This is a genomic window from Sciscionella sediminilitoris, from assembly GCF_000737195.2.
GTDB lineage: Bacteria > Actinomycetota > Actinomycetes > Mycobacteriales > Pseudonocardiaceae > Sciscionella > Sciscionella sediminilitoris.
Map to the genome: position 1 here is coordinate 92679 of NZ_JALM01000034.1, position 17985 is coordinate 110663.

At 66.5% G+C, this 17985-nt stretch carries 19 protein-coding genes; 14 read left to right on the forward strand and 5 right to left on the reverse strand.

The genetic code is table 11. The features are described from left to right. Positions 1-60: 60 nt before the first annotated feature. Positions 61-279 carry an MbtH family protein gene (locus tag AD72_RS15510; RefSeq protein ID WP_031467220.1) on the forward strand — a complete coding sequence of 73 codons (219 nt, stop codon included), beginning with the start codon at positions 61-63 and terminating at the stop codon, positions 277-279. A 36-nt stretch (positions 280-315) separates the two neighbouring features. Further along, positions 316-1086, forward strand: coding sequence for an aspartate/glutamate racemase family protein (locus tag AD72_RS15515; RefSeq protein WP_051898653.1), 771 nt, complete (start codon positions 316-318; stop codon positions 1084-1086). On the opposite strand, the gene AD72_RS15520 is transcribed toward AD72_RS15515, so the two are convergent. Continuing rightward, entirely contained in the window at positions 1047-1652 is a 606-nt protein-coding gene (locus AD72_RS15520; protein WP_037345995.1) for a class F sortase, read from the reverse strand. The genes AD72_RS15515 and AD72_RS15520 overlap by 40 nt on opposite strands. Positions 1653-1716: 64 nt before the next feature. Then, positions 1717-2121 carry a Tat pathway signal sequence domain protein gene (locus tag AD72_RS36615; protein ID WP_156365216.1) on the reverse strand — a complete coding sequence of 135 codons (405 nt, stop codon included), beginning with the start codon at positions 2119-2121 and terminating at the stop codon, positions 1717-1719. A gap of 154 nt (positions 2122-2275) precedes the next feature. Between AD72_RS36615 and AD72_RS15525 the strand changes: the two genes are divergently transcribed. From AD72_RS15525 to AD72_RS15550, 5 genes are all read left to right on the forward strand, one after another. Beyond that, positions 2276-2983, forward strand: a complete 708-nt coding sequence (locus AD72_RS15525; protein ID WP_031467223.1) for a response regulator transcription factor — start codon at positions 2276-2278, stop codon at positions 2981-2983. Next, on the forward strand, positions 2967-4811 hold the full coding sequence (locus AD72_RS15530; protein ID WP_031467224.1) for a sensor histidine kinase: 1845 nt from the start codon (positions 2967-2969) through the stop codon (positions 4809-4811). Before AD72_RS15525 ends, AD72_RS15530 begins: the two co-directional genes overlap by 17 nt. 80 nt (positions 4812-4891) lie before the next feature. Then, positions 4892-5290: a hypothetical protein gene (locus AD72_RS37600; RefSeq protein WP_031467225.1), complete on the forward strand. Its 399-nt coding sequence runs from the start codon at positions 4892-4894 to the stop codon at positions 5288-5290. Further along, positions 5287-5640, forward strand: a complete 354-nt coding sequence (locus AD72_RS37605; RefSeq protein ID WP_231644845.1) for a transcriptional regulator — start codon at positions 5287-5289, stop codon at positions 5638-5640. The genes AD72_RS37600 and AD72_RS37605 overlap by 4 nt, the downstream gene beginning before the upstream one ends. A 266-nt stretch (positions 5641-5906) precedes the next feature. Then, a complete protein-coding gene (locus AD72_RS15550; RefSeq protein ID WP_031467228.1) occupies positions 5907-6806 on the forward strand; it encodes a PucR family transcriptional regulator in 900 nt (299 codons plus the stop codon). A gap of 25 nt (positions 6807-6831) precedes the next feature. Here the strand turns inward: AD72_RS15550 and AD72_RS15555 are convergent, their stop codons facing one another. Next, positions 6832-8052 (reverse strand): PucR family transcriptional regulator, encoded by a 1221-nt coding sequence (locus tag AD72_RS15555; protein WP_031467229.1) that lies wholly within the window; start codon positions 8050-8052, stop codon positions 6832-6834. A gap of 107 nt (positions 8053-8159) precedes the next feature. On the opposite strand from AD72_RS15555, the gene AD72_RS15560 reads away from it, so the two are divergent. Beyond that, the gene (locus AD72_RS15560) at positions 8160-10328 is read left to right on the forward strand and encodes an AMP-binding protein (RefSeq protein WP_231644846.1); all 2169 of its coding nucleotides are present in this window, start codon (positions 8160-8162) and stop codon (positions 10326-10328) included. Then, complete coding sequence (locus tag AD72_RS15565) at positions 10325-11485, forward strand: thiolase family protein (protein ID WP_031467231.1); 1161 nt, start codon at positions 10325-10327, stop codon at positions 11483-11485. The genes AD72_RS15560 and AD72_RS15565 overlap by 4 nt, the downstream gene beginning before the upstream one ends. 104 nt (positions 11486-11589) lie before the next feature. Here AD72_RS15565 and AD72_RS36620 read toward each other — a convergent pair whose 3' ends face one another. Then, positions 11590-12387: an IS110 family transposase gene (locus tag AD72_RS36620; protein ID WP_231644847.1), complete on the reverse strand. Its 798-nt coding sequence runs from the start codon at positions 12385-12387 to the stop codon at positions 11590-11592. A gap of 356 nt (positions 12388-12743) precedes the next feature. Between AD72_RS36620 and AD72_RS15575 the strand changes: the two genes are divergently transcribed. The 5 genes from AD72_RS15575 to AD72_RS15595 are packed head-to-tail and all read left to right on the forward strand — an operon-like array spanning position 12744 to position 17348. After that, positions 12744-13160, forward strand: a complete 417-nt coding sequence (locus tag AD72_RS15575) for a Zn-ribbon domain-containing OB-fold protein (RefSeq protein ID WP_031467233.1) — start codon at positions 12744-12746, stop codon at positions 13158-13160. 38 nt (positions 13161-13198) lie between these two features. Further along, a complete protein-coding gene (locus tag AD72_RS15580; protein ID WP_231644848.1) occupies positions 13199-14356 on the forward strand; it encodes an MFS transporter in 1158 nt (385 codons plus the stop codon). Next, positions 14353-14808, forward strand: a complete 456-nt coding sequence (locus AD72_RS15585; RefSeq protein ID WP_031467235.1) for a MaoC family dehydratase — start codon at positions 14353-14355, stop codon at positions 14806-14808. The genes AD72_RS15580 and AD72_RS15585 overlap by 4 nt, the downstream gene beginning before the upstream one ends. Next, positions 14801-15946: an acetyl-CoA C-acyltransferase gene (locus tag AD72_RS15590; protein ID WP_031467236.1), complete on the forward strand. Its 1146-nt coding sequence runs from the start codon at positions 14801-14803 to the stop codon at positions 15944-15946. The genes AD72_RS15585 and AD72_RS15590 overlap by 8 nt, the downstream gene beginning before the upstream one ends. 46 nt (positions 15947-15992) lie before the next feature. Next, the gene (locus AD72_RS15595) at positions 15993-17348 is read left to right on the forward strand and encodes an MFS transporter (protein ID WP_231644849.1); all 1356 of its coding nucleotides are present in this window, start codon (positions 15993-15995) and stop codon (positions 17346-17348) included. A gap of 127 nt (positions 17349-17475) precedes the next feature. Here AD72_RS15595 and AD72_RS15600 read toward each other — a convergent pair whose 3' ends face one another. After that, on the reverse strand, positions 17476-17985 hold the full coding sequence (locus AD72_RS15600; RefSeq protein WP_031467238.1) for a phenolic acid decarboxylase: 510 nt from the start codon (positions 17983-17985) through the stop codon (positions 17476-17478).

Genomic DNA, 17985 nt, shown 5'->3' on the forward strand with positions numbered 1-17985 from the left:
ACGAAAACGCGTCGGAATAGGCTCGTTTCGACTACCGAGACGGCGGCGAGGAGTACCCGGATGACCAATCCGTTCGAGGATGACGAAGCCAGCTTCCTCGTGCTGTGCAACGGGGAGGGGCAGTATTCGCTCTGGCCCGAATTCGCGGAGGTCCCGGAAGGCTGGGACGTGGTCTTCGGGCCGGGTGGCCGGGCCGAATGCCTGGACCATGTGGAACGGCACTGGACCGATATGCGACCGCGCAGTCTTGTCGAGGCCATGCGGGAAACCGCCGGATAGCGGGAGCAGGCAGGAGCGCGGGAGGTAGGTGGTCTCGTGGCCGGGTTCGCGCAGGCGCCGACGAGTCTTGCGGCCGAGGAGGTTCTCGGAGTCGTCGGCGGTATGGGACCGAAGGCGTCCGCGGAGTTCGTGCAGACCGTGTACCGCTTCAGCGAGGCGGTCCCGGAACAACAGATGCCCCGCTTGCTACTGCATTCGGATCCGCTCATCGCGGACCGGACCGCGGCCATCGTGCGCGGTGCCGGGGAACAACTGGCCGCTGAACTCGAGGACCGGCTGCACGGTTTGCTCCGGCTCGGCGCCACCCGATTGCTGATCGCCTGTTTCACCGCCCACCATTTCCTCCCGTCCATCGATCCGGCGGTGCGCTCTCGGCTCATCTCGCTGGTCGACATCGCCGTCGAGGAGATCACTGCCCGGCCCGGACGATTCCTCATGCTGTGCACCCAGGGAACCGTGGAAGCGGGAATCTTCCAGGGCGCCCCGGACTGGCCCGGCGTCGCTGGCCGGGTCGTCTTCCCCGAAGCCGCCGATCAGGACCTGGTGCACCGGATGATCTATCGCCTCAAGGAGCACGGCGCGGACCGGCGGAATCTCCGGGATCTGCGTGCCCTTCGGCGGCGATACGGATGCACCGGACTCATCGGCGGCTGCACGGAGTTCCACCTCGTCTCCTCGGCGCTCGCCGAACTCGGCACCGAGTCCATAGTGGACCCGTTACGTGCCATCGCGCTGCGGCTGAACCGGAAACCACCGGAGTGCCGGGATCAACGGTGGTCCTCGGCAGCACCGATGAACCTCGCATAGGCGATGATGTTGTCGCGGTAGCTGTGGGCCGTTTCGTCGAACGTGCCTCCGCAGGTGATCAGCCGTAGCTCGGGATCGGCTGTGTTGCCGTATACCTGAGCGGCGGGGAAGTGGTTCTTCGAGACCTGGGCCATGCGGGTCACCGTGAACCGCGCGACGGTGCCGTCCGCGCGTCCGACGCGAATTTCCTTGCCGGGTCGTAGTTCGCGCAGGCGCGCGAAGATACCGTCCTTGCCGTCGCCGTTGACATGCCCGAGGATCACCGCGGGTCCCGGTTCGCCCGGCGATGGTCCGTAGCGATACCAGCCCGCTTGTTCCGGCTGGTGCACCGACGGTAGGGCGACCGTACGATCCTCGTTGAGTCCCAAGGGAACGAGCGAGGAGTGCGCATCGATGTCCGGCACGTCGACCCAGACCGGTGTCGAGTGCTTCAGTCCGGGCCATGGCTGCCCGGTAGGAGCCGGTGCCGAGGAAGGCGGCTGTGCGCCGAGGTCGATCCGTTGCCCCGCTACGGAACAGCCACCCGAGAGGAGCACGACAACCAGGATCGAGCAGACCGCGGTCACCCGCCTGGTGCCGCGGTCTGCTCGTGTGCCCGGTCCGTGAGCAGGCACGTCCATCTGCCGCGCCTCAGTGCTGGCGGACCTGACGGCGGCGCAGCACGAGCACCGTGCCGACCCCTGCCACGGCGACAGCCGCGGCACCACCGACCAGGTACACCGGTGTGGCATTCCACTCGGCAGGGCCGCCTCCGGTGTCCGGGGCTCCGGCGGGGCGCTGGGTGACCTGACGCTTCTCGACGCGCGCTCCCTGCCGGGACTGTGCGGGCTCCTGCCGAGTCTTCGCAGGGGCGGGCGCCGCGCTCGTCTTTGGCACGTCCGGTTGTGCGGCTACCTTCGGCTGCTGCTCAGCGGGCTGCGAACTTGCTCCCGGCCGCGGCGATGGTGTGGTGTCCGCCCAACTGATCGCCGCCGTCAGCGGTAGCGCCGAGATCCCCAGCAGTGCGGCGGCCGCGCAGGTTCGACCAAGCTTCATCGATCGTGTCCTTTCGCTCTCACTATCGAACAAGGCACAGCCTGGCGGTGACTTTTCAAGAACCGGTCTGCCGATTATGAAGAACTCGTTCGATTCTCGGATGGCCCCCGAGTGATCGCGCAACACCGCCGGGGCAGGCGATAATGTCTCCGGTGTGTGCGCACAGGTGCTGGTCGCGGAGGACGACCCCAAGCAGGCTGAGCTGATCCGGCGCTATCTGGAGCATGACAACCACGCGGTGACGGTCGTCCATGATGGACGCTCGGCGATCGACGAGGTGCGGCGGCGCCGGCCCGATCTCGCCGTGCTGGACATCATGATGCCGAAAATCGACGGCCTCGACGTCTGCCGGGTGGTGCGAGCCGAGTCCGAAGTGCCGATCGTACTGTTGACCGCGCGCACCACCGAGGACGACGTGCTGCTGGGTTTCGATCTCGGCGCCGATGACTACATCACCAAGCCCTACAGCCCTCGCCAGCTCGCCGCGCGGGTGCGTGCGATCCTGCGGCGTTCCGGGACAGGAGCCCGCCGGGAGGCGCACGCGATCGTGGTCGGCGAGCTGGTCATCGACGAGCAGCGGCACGAGGTCACACTCGCCGGTAACGCACTGGACTGCACCCCTGTCGAGTTCCGGTTGCTCGCCGCACTCGCCGCGGAGCCGGGCCGCGTCTTCAGCCGGGGCCAGCTGCTCAGTCAGGCGCTGGGCATGGACCGGTTCGTCACCGAGCGCACGGTCGACGTGCACATCATGAACCTGCGGCGGAAGCTGGAACCCGACCCGCGCAAGCCCGTTCGGCTGCTCACCGTGTACGGCGTCGGCTACAAACTCCAGGACGGCGCGGCCGATGCGACTACGGCATAACCGGCACGGTCTGCTCACCCGGCTGCTCGTGATGGCGGTCGTCGTGGCGGTTGCCTCGATCGGTGCCACCGCGTGGCTGGCCGCGCAGAGCACGAGCGGCGCGATCAACCGGGAGCTCGGCGAGACCCTCGCCCATGACGCGAAGATCTACGACTCGCTGCTCGGGTACGCCGCGACACACCCGCGATGGTCGGGGGTGCAACGCCGCGTCGACCAGCTCGCCGGACAAACCGGCCGCCGGATCACCCTGACGACCACGACACGCGCGCCGATCGCCGACTCGGGGGCCAAGAAGGACGTGGCCCTGCCGCGAACCCCGTCCGCCGTGGTGGACCCGCTCGCCGTGGACGCGGTGCTCAAGCCCGAGGCGTCGGCGTCCGGAATCGACGCGCGCGCCGTGGGGCCGTACCGGCTGACGAAGGCCGAGCACGACCGGTTACACGGTGCCGCGCGGCGGCAGCAGCAATGCCTGCGCCGGTACGGGGAGGACGGGACCATCGTGGAGCAGCCGAACGGGCGTTCGGTTGTCGAGCACGTGACCCCGGCACCAGTGTCCACCCCGGCGCCTGCGCAACGGCCGAAGTCCGCAGCCACCGAGACTCCCGTGCCGAAGGTCCCGAGTGCGCGATCCGAGATCTGCGGGGGACAACAGCCGGCGACGCAGACCGAGCGCAAGGCCAGCGAGGCGCTGCTGCAGCTCGCCGACTCGTGCCTGCAGCGACAAGGGAAAGGGCCGCTTCCGGTCGAGCCGAGCGGACTGACCTCCCCCGAGGAACTGACTACCGGGCCCGCGACGAAGTCGTGCGTCGACGCGGCGCGACGTGAGCAGCTCGGCCCGTACGTTTCCCCGGCCGCGCAACTGTTCATCACCAGACCGGACGGCAATGTCGCGACGGCGAGCCTGTCGACGGTGGGCGTTGCCCGGATCGTGTGGACGGCACTCGCGGTGCTCGTGGTGACGATCGGCGTGGCGGCCTTCGCCGCGAGCCGGTTGGTGCGCCCGATCCATGCGATCACGGCCGCCGCGCGGAAGATGGGCGACGGGGACCGGTCCGCGCGGGTCGAAACGGCCACCCGCGGGGAGATCGGGGAACTGGCGGCGGCGTTCAACACGATGTCGGCGCAGATCGCCATGGCGGAGGGGCAGCGCAAGACCATGGTCAGCGATATCGCGCACGAATTGCGGACACCACTGGTGAACCTGCGCGGGTGGCTGGAGGCCGTGGAGGACGGCGTCGCCGAGCTGGACCCGCCCCTGGTGACCTCCCTGCTCGAGGAGACGGTACTGCTGCAACATCTCATCGACGACCTGCAGGACCTCGCCCTCGCCGATGCCGGAAGACTGCGCGTGCACCCGGAACCCGTGGACGTGAAGTCCATTGTGGATCAGGTGGTGGCCGTGCACCGTGGCGCGGCCGAAGCGGAAGGGGTGGAGCTGGCCATGCGTGTGGACGGTGAGCCGGACCTCTCGGCGGACCCGACACGGCTGCGTCAGGCGCTGGGCAATCTGGTCTCGAACGCGGTCCGCCACACGCCATCCGGTGGCCAGGTCACGCTGTGGGCGCGGGAGCACGGCGAGGAGGTGCTCATCGACGTCGCGGACACCGGAACCGGCATCGACGAGGAAGCACTGCCGCACATCTTCGATCGCTTCTGGCGAGCGGAGAAATCACGCAACCGCGGCGGCGGGGGAAGCGGACTCGGCCTGGCCATCACGCACCACCTGGTCCAGGCGCACGGCGGCGGGCTGGCGGTGCGCAGCGAGGTCGGTACCGGCACCACCTTCACGATGCGGCTCGCTGCGGATCCCGCCGCTGATGACCGCTGATCCGAACCTGCGAGGCTCTGATGGCACCTAGTTGCCATTCTGGAAACTAGGTGCCATCATGTTTCCATGGAGCGAACAGAGTGCGGGAGGAGTTGGCGGACGCGCGGCGAGCGGCCGAGATGGCCGTGATCCCGCGGTTGCCGGTTTGGGTGCCCGTGGTGTTCGGGGTGCTCGTTGCGGGTGCCATCACGTTGGCTGGCTGGGGAGTTGCGAGCTTTGGGTGGCGCCTGGCCGCCATCGGCGGTGGGATCGTGTTGGCCGGTGCGGCTGTGGTGATCCTCCGTGGCATGCGAATCAGGCATGGACTGCGGGGGCTTCGGGGTCGGGCGGCTCAGGAGCGGGCCGGGCACTTGATCGGTGCCCTGGGCGTCCTGGTCGTGGCGCTCAGTGCCACCTCGGACGACAGGATGGTCTTTGCCGGTCTGGGGATAGCGGCAGGAGCCGTTGCGGGCGTGCTGCTGTATCGGAGGAGTCGGTGACTGCCACTGCAGACGACACTCCGCGGCCATTCGCTGAAGGGCTGCGCGAAGTGTTCCAGAATACCGCGCGTCTACGTGTCAGCGCGTTCCTGTCGAGTTGTGAGGAAGCTGCCTTCCAGGCGGTACAGGAGAAATGCGGTCTGTCGAAGTCGGCACTGTCGAAGCAGGTGTCGATACTGGAGAAGCAGGGTTGTGTCGATGTGCGGAAAGGATACGTCGGCAAGTATCCGCGCACGTGGCTGGCGTTGACCCCCGAAGGCCGCGAGGCGCTGGCAGCACACCTCGCGGCCCTGCAGGACATTGCTGATACGGCTGCCCAGCACGCCACCGATGTGGACACCGCGTCCTGACCGAAGCGCGGACGCATGGCGGCGCGCGGAGCCTTCGCTGGCTATTCCGGTTCCACGCGCGGGTGCCCACTGTCCTTTCCGGACACGCCGCCGAAATTGCGGAGAAACTTCACCATTATCGCGAGACGAACATCCGAAGTCGAACAGTTCCGCGATCCGCCACTCACCTCCGGGGTGACCGAGCACCTGTGTGGCGGTCGTGCGACGGTGAGCACGACCGCTGGTGGACCGATGCGCCGGTCCTGCGCCCGGATCTGGACCCTCATATGCTGACGGACTGGACACTGCGCTATATCGACTGGGTCAGCAGCGAGGCGGAGCGCGCCTACCTCGCCGAGCGCGATGCACTGCTGGACTCGCGACTCGCGACGACCAGACTCTTGTTGTCCCGCTTGGTCGAAGACGACTTTCCGGACTACGAACAGCGGGATTCGGCGGTGCGTCCGCTCGGTCTTGATCCGGAAACACCACATGTCGCGGTGATCGTAGGAGCTGCCAGCAGGAGCAGCACCACCTTCGATGGTCCGCTCGGTGAGATCCTGCGTGTCCCGCACAGACTGCTGCCCAAGGCGGTCTCCGCGCTGCTGCGCCGTGGCGCGGTGGTGCTCGTGCCGACCGCGGCAGCGGGGCCCGTCGCCGAACTCGTCACCCGGGCGCTGGAGCAAGTCGCCGAAATCCCCGGTGATATCAATGCCGGTGTCGGCAGACCGGCCATGACGGCCGCCGGAATCGCCGCTGCGGTCCGGGAGGCCGAGCGGGCCCGGGCTCTCGGCGAGATCTTGCATCCCAAAGCGTGGATACACGACTACGAGTCGATCGGTTTCTTCGATCTCTTCCGTCAAGGCGAGGCCGTGGAAACTTTCGTCGAAGCCGTGCTCGGTGAGCTGCTGGGCCGGGACCGTAGGGGAAAGATCGACCTCGTGCGGACACTGTATGTGTATTTCACCCTCGGTATGAACCGGCGAGCCGCGGCATCCAGGCTCGGTATTCACCCCAATACGCTGGACTACCGATTGCGTCAGGCAGCGAGGAGCTCCGGTGTCTCGTCGACTTCACCGGAGGTGTCATTCCGGTTCCAGTTGGCGGTTCGGCTGCTCCCGTTGTGTACTCGGCACGCTTGGCTCGATGACCGCTCATCTCTCGCGGATATCCTCATCGACTGGTGATTCGCGGGGCACGTGATGCCGCCGTTCACCTCGACTCGATGGGTTCTGTGCCTAATCGCCAGGCCAACAGGGACAGTGAGAGGGCGAGGAGTCCACGTGGTTCGCGGGGGTTGTAGCCGGTGATGGAGGAGATTCGGCGTAGCCGGTAGATCACGGTGTTGGGGTGTACCGAGACTGCTCGGGCGGTTTCGGTGACGCTTTCGCACGTGTCGATGTAGGCGGTGATGGTCGGTACGAGGTCGGCATCGCGGCGGGCGTCGTAGGCGAGTAGCGGTGCGAGGGCGTCGTTGCACAGCTCGGTGCTGATCGAGCTGTCGAGTACGACGCGTTCGAGCAGGACATCCTCGTGCCACAGTGCGTTCGGGGAGTGCAGCGCGTGGGCGATCCGGGCTGCTTGACGTGCCTGCTGGTAGGCCTCCGGTACACCGGTCAGGCCGTCATCGGTTACCGCGATTCCCGCCGCGGCTCGCAGTTCGGTGGCGAGTCGCTCGGCGCGGCTGCCAACCGTGGAGTCCGCGTCCTCGCTGGCCCAGACGGCGACGAGAGCTGATTCGCGTACTCCGACGAGGATGCGGGATCGGGGATGGAACTGTTCGGTCAGGACGACCGCGGGGGCTACGAGTTCCTCGGGGCGGACCGTGGTCTCCCGTGGGATCAGCACGGTGACGGCATATGCTTCGGTGACTTCGATCCCGGTCCTGCGTAGCTCGTCGGCGTCGACGTGGCCGGTGAACATGGCTTCGAGGACCGCATTCCGGGTGATCTCCCGATCGCTCCACACTGCCATGGCTTCGCGTATGAAACCGGCCGCGGTGGCCGCGCTGGCGCGCTCGAGGTGGGCGAAGATCCGATTGCCGATCGCCAGCGAGGCGGCGACCTCCTCGTGGTTGCCGGAGTCCACATAGCTCAGGAACGCCGCCCATGCTTGCTGTCCCCAGACGGTGAACGAGCGCATGACCGCGCCGATCGTTATCCCCATGCGAACCCGGTCTGCGCCGAATGCCTCGAACGGTTCCGGGTCGAAACGCGAAGCAGTGCCCTGCAGATCCTCCAGCAGGGCATGGAGATTGGCGCGGGCGGAACGGACAAGCTCGTGGCGGTTTTCGGCTCGGACACGGGCATAGTCGCCGATATCGGCGGTGTATGCCTCGGCGAACCGTTCGGCCAGCCCCTCGACATCGACCGCCACGCGAGCCGCGATCGCCGCGACGACACGTTCGTCCGGGCGATCACGCTCGTTGCTCATGGCACCCGATGGTAGCCGGGGCTATCCGGTATCCACCCCACCATGAGGTGACTACTTCGCGTCTACGGCACTCGACGCACGGTATCGAGGCTTGTCGTCGGCGTCGAGTGGCCCGGTTCCGTTGCGCGGATCCGTCGTTTGTGGATCTTACGAAGTTCGGGCGCGGTTTCCTCAGTCCGACGCATAGCAGACAGATCGCTTTGCGCATTAGCGTTGCTGAAATTCCGGCCCGTTCAGCCAGAGCGGTCCGCTCGCCGAGCCGTCGAAGTCGCCTGTGGAGGCCAACGTTGACCTCACTCCAGTCCGGCAGCATGGAGCCTGCCGATCGAGCCGATGCAGCAGAGGCCGATCTGATCTGGCGTCCCGATCCGGTGGATCTGGCTCGCTGTCGTGCCGAGCATTTCCGTCTCGCCGCCGGTGCGCCTGATCTCGCAGCGCTGCGCGCCATCACGCGGGATGATCCAGCCTCGTTCTGGACCTCGGTGGACAGCTGGCTCGCCTTTTCCTGGCAGCGCAGGCCGGATACCGTCGTCGATCAACTGGAGGTCCCACATCGGACGCGGTGGTTTCCCGGCGGTCGATTCAATCTGGCCGACAATGCCGTGCGCCGCTGGATTCGGGCCGGTCGCGGTGCGGAACTGGCGTTGGTGTCCGAGGACGAATCCGGGCAGCGGGCGAGCTTGACGTTCACCGAACTGTCCGGCCTCGTCGACCGGGTGGCGCGTGGCCTGCGTGCGGTTGGCGTCGAGCCCGGCGACAGGGTGGGCATGCAGCTCGGTATGACGGTCGAGGCTGTTGCGGTCCAGCTGGGATGCGCGTTGATCGGTGCGGTTCTGGTGCCGGTGTTCTCCGGCTTCGGTTCCGGTGCGGTCGCCGAACGGCTGCGGCTTTCGGGAGCGATCGTGCATGTCGTGGCGGATACGAGCGTCCGGCGTGGCCGGTCGACGGATCTGCGAGCCCAGATCGCGGAGACGCTTGCGGCAGCGCCTCAGGTGCACACCACCATCGTTGTCGGAGAGCAGGACGCGACACCCGCCTCCCGGCTTCGGGGCGAGCTGAGCTGGCGGGAATTGCTCGGCCCCGAGGAGGCGGAGCCGGTCGAGGCCGCCGAACTGCCCAGCGAGCATCCGCTGATGATCGCCTACACCTCGGGAACAACGGGAGCACCGAAAGGGGTCGTGCTCAGCCAGAGCGGTTTCGCGGTGAAGGCCGGGTTCGATGCCGCGTTCTGTTTCGATGTGGGCCCAGGCGATATCGCTTGTTGGATCACCGATCCGGGCTGGATCATGTGTCCGATCACGACACTCGGTGGTTTGCTTGCCGGGAGCGCGGTTGCCGTGTACTCGGGTTCGGTCGATCATCCCGATCCCGGACGGCTGTGGCGGACGGTGCGGGGACTCGGCATCACCATGCTGGGGATCTCGCCGACTCTCGTGCGCACCCTTGCCGCTGCTGATCCGGATATGGCGGCTCCGGATCTCGGTGTGCTGCGGGTGTTCGCTTCCAGTGGCGAGCCGTGGACGCCGGATGCCTACGCTTGGTTGTTCGACACGATCGGTCGCCGCGAAGTGCCGATCATCAATTATTCGGGTGGCACCGAGGTTTCCGGTGCGATCTTGTCCAACACGGTGGCACAGCCGATCCATCCCTGTGGGTTCGCCGGTCCGGTGCCTGGCATGGCCGCGGAGATCCTCGATGAGGACGGAAATCCGGTCGGTGAGGGAACCGGGGAATTGGTGCTGCGTGTTCCTTCGCCCGGGATGCCGACGACCTTCTGGGGAGAGCCCGAACGTTACCGGCGCACGTACTGGGACCGATGGCCGGGCATGTGGGTGCACGGTGATTCGGTCGAGATCACGGGGACCGAACCGGTCTGGTACATCCGCGGACGCAGCGACGACACCCTGAAGGTAGCGGGGAAGCGCCTCGGTCCGGCAGAGGTGGAAGGCATCGCCAACAGCCTGGAGGAGGTCCTCGAATCGGCTGCGGTCGGGATCCCGGACGAGGTGAAAGGTGAGGCGATCGCGGTGTTTCTCCGGCTCGCACCCGACACCGTGGAGGAGTCCGTTCGCCTGGCGGTGCGAGAACGAATCGTTGCCGGCCTCGGTAAGCCTCTCAAACCCAAAGTGGTCCTCGTTGTCGACGAGCTGCCCCGTACGCGCAGTGGGAAGATCATGCGGCGCGTCGTGCGTGCCGTCTATCTCGGGCACGACGTCGCCAATGTGTCCGCGCTGGAGAACGCCGATGCCATCGAGGCGATTCGGGCGGCACGATGATCAAGACGGATCCTTGCGTTATCACCGGTGTCGCCGAGATCGCTCCACGCCGCACGACTCCTGGCCAGACCACTCTTGGCCTGATCGGACGGCTGGCCGCCGCCACGGTGGCCGATGCCGGGCTCGAACCCGCGGACGTCGACGGTCTGCTGGTGGGACCTCAGGTCGGCGAGACACCGCAACATGTTCCGGCGACCGTTGCCGAGTATCTCGGGCTGACGCCGCGCTACGGCGACGTGGTCGACCTGGGCGGTGCGAGTGGACCGGGCATGATCTGGCGTGCCGCGGCCGCGATCCAGGCCGGTATGTGCGACACCGTGCTCTGCGTACTCGCCAACACACGTGACCCGGACAATGTCCCTCGATCGCCGAATCGCAACCCGATCCGTGAGTTCGAGGTTCCGTACGGGGCAAGCGGCGCGAACCAGGCGTATGCCATGGCAGCGGCCCGGCACATGGCCGATTTCGGTACGACGGCGAGACAACTGGCGTCCATTCCGGTGTTCGAACGGCGAAACGCCAGTCTCAACCCGGATGCCGTGTTCCACGGTAAAAGCATCGATGTCGAGGATGTGCTGGCATCGCCGATGATCGCCTGGCCGCTGCACCAGCTCGAGGTCGTCATGCCGTGCGGTGGTGGCGCCGCCGCCCTGGTCCAACGGGCGAGCTCGGTGGGCGGCGGTGCACACCGGTCGGTCGCGCTGCTCGGGGCGGGGGAGAAGCTGACCCACCGTGCCTTGAGCCAGGCGCCGGATCTGACCACGACACCGCTGGCTGCCGCGGTCGAGTCCGCCTATGCCGGAGCCGGCGTGCGGGCCACCGATATCGATGTGTTCTCCCTCTATGACTGCTATTCGATCATGTTGGCCCTGACGCTCGAGGACGCCGGGCTTTGCCGTAAAGGTGACGTCGGGCCATGGCTGGCCGATCAGGACTTCTCCGCCGGTGGGAATCTTCCGGTCAATCCGCACGGTGGGCAACTCGCCTGTGGTCAGGCCGATCTGGCCGGCGGAATGTGCCACCTCGTCGAGGCCGTCCTACAACTCCGTGGTGCGGCCGATGCCAGGCAGGTGCCCGATGCCGAACTGGCGCTGGTCACCGGAAACGGTGCCACGCTCGGCGAGGAGGTCGCTGTCGTGCTGGGGAGTGTCGAATGACTTCCCTGGGTCAACCGGTATGCGGCATGGGCGTGTTCGGGCGGTTCGTGGCGGATGGGGCCGTAGCGGGTTTGGCTGGTTCAGCATGCGCAGATGATGCGTATTCAGGCGCGGCCGAAGGGGCGGACGGCGTGGGGATGTCGTTGACCGCGTTGGCGTGCGGCGGTGTAGCGCCGGCTGGTGGTGGCGTGCCGGAAGGCCACGGTGTGGGTTCTGCCGGATGCGCGGCTCACGGCTGCTGTGCCGGTCTCGGTGGCGAGTTGCTCGAAGCTGGTGGCGCGTTCGAGGACCGGGCCGACTTCACCGATGATCTCGGCCAGGTTCAGCAGTCCGACGCGAGGCACGACGGTCAGCAGCGGTGTGTAGGGATGCCGTGCGACGGTTTCGGCGATCGCGGCGGCCACCTGGTTGATACCGGCCCGGATCGAGTGCACCAAAGCGATCTGGGGGCGGAGGAGTCCGGTGATGACCGGCCGGCCCGGGCGGCTGGCGGTCACCGGAGCCAAGCTCAGACGGGTCAGCAGCTCGGTGCCACTACGTCGGCCGCCGTAGCGGTGGCGTCGGCAGAATGCCTCGGTTTCGGCTGGGGCGAGGGTGACGGCGCTCTCGGGGTTGGGATAGCGATCCAGGAATGTCAGGGCAATGCCGGAATGGGACTTGGTGAGGATCGTCTTACCGCCGGGCCGGTGGGTGTCCAGCATCGCGGCCAGTTCGCCCGAGTTGCCTGGGCCGGCCTTCGCGCTTGCAACACCCCGGCTGAGCCGGGCAGCGCGAAAAGCGTTGGGGTGCACGGGAACGACTCGATTCCTCGCGGGCAACAGCCGATCCACGACCAAGCCACACGTGGTTTCGGTCTTCACCGGCAGCTCGGCGGGGTGGCCGTGACGAACCAGTCGTGTCAACGCCGGGACAATGCCAACCTCGGTATGTGCCACAGCGAAGCGGTCGATCTTGCCACCGGCAGCATCGATCAGCGTCCCGTCGTGAGTAGTGGTGCCCCAGTACGAGCCGGCGAATGCGAACGCCCTGCTCCTTCGACGTCGGTCAACTACCTCGTCGGAAGCGAGGACGACTGCTGGAAGCTCATTGATCGGCCCGCTACGGGGCATGTCCGTGATGCCGGTCGTAGGACCTGGGCCCGATGGAACTGGCAAAGCTCGTGCCGACCATCACGTGGCACGCGAAGCAGGCCGTGCACCAACCGGACGCGAGCGGCGACAGCCCCGAACCATAGGGCTGCGAAGGGAATGGTGGACCAATGAGCGAGACACCACGTCCTGGCCGCCTGAGCACACCGGCGACCGCGCCATACTGGCAGGCCGCGGCCAGGGGGCGATTGCTGCTTCAGCAGTGCCTCCACTGTGGACATACGCAGCTGTATCCGCGAACGCTTTGTGTTCGCTGTTGGTCGGAAGACCTCGGTTGGCAGGAATCGGCGGGCGAGGGAGCGGTCAAGACCTTCACCGTGATCGAGGTGCCAGGGCACCCGGCTTGGCGCGCGGAGGTTCCTTATGCCATCGCGCTCGTCGAGTTGGACGAAGGACCTTGTCTGCTGGCGGGCATTCTCGGTCCCGACCCTTACGACGTCGCGGTCGGGCTTCGAGTGCGGTTCGTCGCCGATTCCGGGGGCGATCCGGCTGGGCCGATCCCGTTCTTCGTCCGGGATGGGTCGTGAGTTCGCGAGTGCAACGGTGGGCTATCGCGCTGGTTCAGGTGCTCGGGCTCGCCGTTTGGTTCTCGGTATCGGCCGTCGTGCCCAGCCTTCGTGCGGATTGGGGGATCTCCAGTGCGTCTGCGGTGTGGCTGACCGGGGCTGTCCAATTGGGATTCGTCGCGGGCGCGCTGTGCTCCACCGCACTGAACCTGCCGGACCGCCTGCGACCGCATTTGCTGTTGGCCGCCAGCGCGGCACTCGCGGCTCTCTGCACGTTCGTACTTGCCTGGTCCGTCGACGGCATGGTCTGGGCGCTGCCCTTGCGCTTCCTCACCGGTGTCTTCCTCGCCGGTGTCTACCCGGTGGGTATCAAGTTGATGGCTTCCTGGTCGGGTCAGGCGGGTCGGGGACGGGCGCTGGGTGTGTTCATCGGCGCGCTGACTCTGGGGTCCACCTTGCCCCACCTCATCGACGGACTCGCCAGCCTGCCGTGGCGAACTGTACTGGAAGCCGCGGCGGCGGTCGGATTGCTCGGTGCCGTCGTCGCGGTGGCAGTTGTCCGGCCGGGGCCGTATCTGTCGGCCGCGGGAGCGGTCCGCAACGCCGGGTACGCAGTGAGGATGTTCCGCGAACGCGGGCCGCGGCTGGCGAACTTCGGCTATTTCGGCCACATGTGGGAGTTGTACGCACTGTGGACGTGGATCCCCAGCTTTCTGCTCGCCACGCCTGCGGCAGCGAGGTTCTCCGTCTCGACCGAGATCGTCGTGTTCGCCACCATGGGCATCGCCGGTTTCCTCGGCTGTCTGCTCGGCGGCTGGGGCGCGGACCGTTACGGGCGATCACCAGCAGCGGTCGCCGCTCTGATCATCAGCGGGGCATGCTGTGTGCTCTCCCCGGTGGTGTTCACCGCGGGCCCGGTGATACTCGCGGCGTTCTGCGCGATTTGGGGAGCTGCCGTCATCGCCGACTCCGGGGTCTTCTCCACGGCCTTGTCCGAGACCGCCGACCCGCGCTTCGTGGGTACCGCGCTCACCGCCCAGACCGCGCTCGGTTTCGCGCTGACGGTGGTCAGTATCCAGCTGGTGCCGCTGCTCGTCGGTCTGACCGGCTGGCGCTTCGCATTCCTCTTACTGATTCCTGGTCCGGTGCTCGGGGCGTTCGCGATGCGGGCCCTCGGAGCATCGACCGCAACCACACAACCGAAGGAGCCCGCATGACCGTCACCGAAACCTGGCCGCTCGGGATGCCCGAGGTGGGCGCGAGCGGGGAACTGACCCGCACCATCGGTCCCCAGGACATCACGCTGTTCACCGAGATCTCCGGCGACCGTAACCCTCTGCATTACGACGAGCAGGCGGCAAAGGCATCACGGTTCGGGGAGATCGTCGTCCAAGGCGGCATCACCAGCGCCATCCTCAACGCCGTCGTTGCCGAGAAGCTGCCTGGCCCCGGCACCGTTTTCCTGAACGTGTCCTGGAACTTCAAGGCACCGACCCGCCCCGGTGACACCATCACCGGCCGAGTCGAGGTCACCGATGTCCGCGCGGACAAGCCGATCACGAAGCTCAACTGCAGCGTTACCCGCGAGGACGGGACCGTCGCCCTCGAGGGCACCGCCGTGTGCTTCACCATGGCGATGGGTGACTGGCAGGGAGCGACAAATGGCTGATCGCATCCCGGTACTGCTGTCCGCAGCCCGGACACCGATCGGCCGATTCGGCGGTGCGCTGCGTGGCGAGGACGCGGTGGACCTCGGCGCCCATGCCGTGCGTGCCGCGGTGAGCCGTGCCGGGTTTCCGTCACCCGATCACATCCTGATGGGCAACGTGGTGCAGGCCGGTAACGGTCAGAATCCGGCCCGAGTCGCCGCGAGCCGCGGCGGGATCGCCACCACGGTCCCCGGGATCACGCTCAACAACGTGTGCCTTGCCTCCATGACGGCGGCGGGTATGGCGGCCTCGATGATCCGCTCAGGTGAAACGGAAACGGTTGTCGTGGGCGGGTTCGAATCGATGAGCCGTGCGCCGCATGGGATCCGGCTCCGTGGCGCGGCGAGAGTCGGTGATGCGACAACGGTGGATCTCCTCGTGAATGACGGACTGTGGTGCTCACTCAGCGACCAGGGCATGGGCCCGATGTCCGATGCCGCCACCGCCGAGCTCGGGATCTCCCGCCGTGACCAGGACCTGTTCGCGCTGGACAGTCACCGTCGCGCCGCCAACGCCGTGCACCGGCTCGGCGAGGAAATAGCCGTTGTCCCCGGCCTCACCTGCGACGAAGGCGTCCGGGAGGATACGACCGTGGAACGGCTCTCCACGCTGCATCCGGCATTCACCCCGGACGGGACACTGACCGCCGGTAACTCCTCGCAGATGTCCGATGCCGGTACGGCAGGCGTCGTGACGACCGCCCGGCACGCGAGTGGGCTGGGAATTGAGCCACTTGCCGAGATCCGCGGGTATGTCTCCGTCACGGGACCCGATCCGACGCTGCATCTCAAACCTGCAAACGCGGCACGTGAACTTCTTCGACAGCACGGTATGGCGCCGGCGGACGTGGATCTCTGGGAGATCAACGAAGCCTTCGCGGCCGTCGTTCTGGCTACGGCGCGCGAGCTTGGCCTCGATCTCGACCGGGTCAATGTCAATGGCGGCGCCGTCGCGATCGGGCACCCGCTCGGCGCCTCTGGGCTGCGCCTCGTCATGAGCCTTGCCTACGAAATGCGGCGACGTGGAGCTGAAACCGGTGTCGCCGCGATCTGCGGAGGTGGAGGCCAGGGCGGCGCGCTCTTGCTGCGGCGCCGCTGATCCGCCTGCTCGACAGCTCTCGTTGTCCGAAACAAGGAGGTCTCGGATGTCGAATAATGCTCCCGCAAAACACAATGTGTCCGATTCTCGAATGGCCCGCCGAGCCATGCTGGCCTCGGCGGTCGGTAGCGCAATCGAGTGGTACGATTTTTATGTCTACGGCCTGTCGGCCGCATTGATCTTCAATCATCTGTTCTTTCCGAGCAGCAATGCGTACTCGGGAACACTTCTTGCCCTTTCAACGTTTTTCGCTGGGTTTCTGACCCGCCCACTGGGTGCGATGTTCTTCGGTCATTTCGGGGACCGGCTCGGTCGCCGAACCGTTCTTCTGGCCACTACGCTGATGATGGGGCTGGGCACCTTCTTCGTCGGACTCGCACCGACTCACGCGGTGGCAGGGATGTGGGGCGCGGTCATCCTGGTCGCCTTACGGGTGGTGCAGGGAATCGGCGTCGGCGGGGACTGGGGTGGATCCGTTCTCATGGCGACCGAGTGGAATTCAGCGGATGGCAAACGCGGATTTCTCGGAAGTCTGCCACAGTTCGGCAGTCCGCTTGGATTGATCACCGCGACCATCGTGACCGAAGCTAGCAACCGCCTGTTCACCAGCGACAGCTACGAGAGCATCGGCTGGCGCATCCCGTTCCTGTTCAGCCTGCTCCTCACCGCGCTCACCCTGTTCCTGCGGCTGCGGGTCCGGGAGACGACCTCGTTCGCCGAGGCCAAGCAGACCGGTTCGCTGCGCCGAGCTCCCGTGGCTTACCTGATCCGGCACCATTGGCGCACCGTCATCAAGACGACGCTCATGCGTACTGGTCAGAATACGGGCTTCTACCTGTTCACGACCTTCGTTCTCAGCTACGGTGTCACCTCGTTGCACCGAGAACGCTCCACGATGCTCGTAGCGGTATTGGTAGCCGCGATGATCTCGCTCGGGAGCACCCTTTTCTGGGGTGCATTATCCGACCGGATCGGACGTAAACGCCTGATTCTTATCGGCATCGCGGTGATGTTCTGTTTCGCGATTCCATACTACGTGCTCATCGACAGTGAAAGCAGCGTGCTGCTCTTCGTCGGAGTTGTGTTGTCGATGATCATCCAGGACATGCAATACGGGCCGCAGGGGTCCTTCATCGCCGAGAGCTTCCCGGCCGACGTGCGCTACAGCGGGGCCTCACTCGGATACCAGCTCACATCGATCACTTCCGGCGGCCCGGCACCGTTGATAGCCACGGCACTCGTTGCGACCTATCAGTCCTCCATCGCGATCGCGGTGTATCTCATGATCGCGTGCGGGGTCGCGTTCGTCGCTACGCTGATGCTGCCCAGTGTGGATCAACCTCCAGCGTCGAAGCCGGGATCGCGGCCCCAAGCCGTGTACAGAGCCACCGAGCGAGCCTGACCTGCTCCTGTGATGCGGGCCAGTGCTGTGCCCCGGCCGCCATCGTCGCCGCGGCCTGGCCCGACTCTCTCCGCAAGAACACCGGATGGGCGCCGAGATCGTCGGCGACCGGGTCGTGGCGCCGGGCTCAGTTGCGGCGGTTGGGCCAGCCTTCGGGCAGCTGGTCGGGGGCGATCGAGATGATCGACTCGTCGTCCGCGCCGACGTGTTCGAACAGGGTGATCTCGGCGAACTCGGGCACGGTGTAGATCGGATAGGTCGGTCCCTGGTCGCGGTAGGCGCGCATCTGCTCGAGGTGTTCGTTCTGGAACAGGACGGTGCGTTCCCCGTGCTGTCGCACCCACTGCGGGAAGAAGATCACTCCGTGCAGGCGGCGACGTGCGGGCAGCACGTTCACCACGACCGAGGTGCCAGTGGGCTCGTTCCAGAAGACCTTGTAGTCGTCCTCACCGAGCCGGACCAAGCCGACTCCCTGGTCCTTGACCCAGCGGCCGCCGACCATACCGGAGTGGATACGGTAGTCGATGGTCGTCGCGTTCTTGACGTACATCTCGTATTGCCAGCCGTTGTCGTAGGTGTAGACGAAGCGGTGCCCGACGAGACCGGACAGGTCCTGCTCGATGGTGTCGGCGCTCAA

Excerpts from the sequence above, each read along its gene's own strand:
- AD72_RS15550 (WP_031467228.1), top strand. The coding sequence starts at position 5,907 with ATGCTGACGGACTGGACACTGCGCTATATCGACTGGGTCAGCAGCGAG.
- AD72_RS15575 (WP_031467233.1), top strand. The coding sequence starts at position 12,744 with ATGAGCGAGACACCACGTCCTGGCCGCCTGAGCACACCGGCGACCGCG.
- AD72_RS15590 (WP_031467236.1), top strand. The coding sequence starts at position 14,801 with ATGGCTGATCGCATCCCGGTACTGCTGTCCGCAGCCCGGACACCGATC.
- AD72_RS36615 (WP_156365216.1), bottom strand. The coding sequence starts at position 2,121 with ATGAAGCTTGGTCGAACCTGCGCGGCCGCCGCACTGCTGGGGATCTCG.
- AD72_RS15595 (WP_231644849.1), top strand. The coding sequence starts at position 15,993 with ATGTCGAATAATGCTCCCGCAAAACACAATGTGTCCGATTCTCGAATG.
- AD72_RS15510 (WP_031467220.1), top strand. The coding sequence starts at position 61 with ATGACCAATCCGTTCGAGGATGACGAAGCCAGCTTCCTCGTGCTGTGC.
- AD72_RS15585 (WP_031467235.1), top strand. The coding sequence starts at position 14,353 with ATGACCGTCACCGAAACCTGGCCGCTCGGGATGCCCGAGGTGGGCGCG.
- AD72_RS15530 (WP_031467224.1), top strand. The coding sequence starts at position 2,967 with ATGCGACTACGGCATAACCGGCACGGTCTGCTCACCCGGCTGCTCGTG.
- AD72_RS15565 (WP_031467231.1), top strand. The coding sequence starts at position 10,325 with ATGATCAAGACGGATCCTTGCGTTATCACCGGTGTCGCCGAGATCGCT.
- AD72_RS15555 (WP_031467229.1), bottom strand. The coding sequence starts at position 8,052 with ATGAGCAACGAGCGTGATCGCCCGGACGAACGTGTCGTCGCGGCGATC.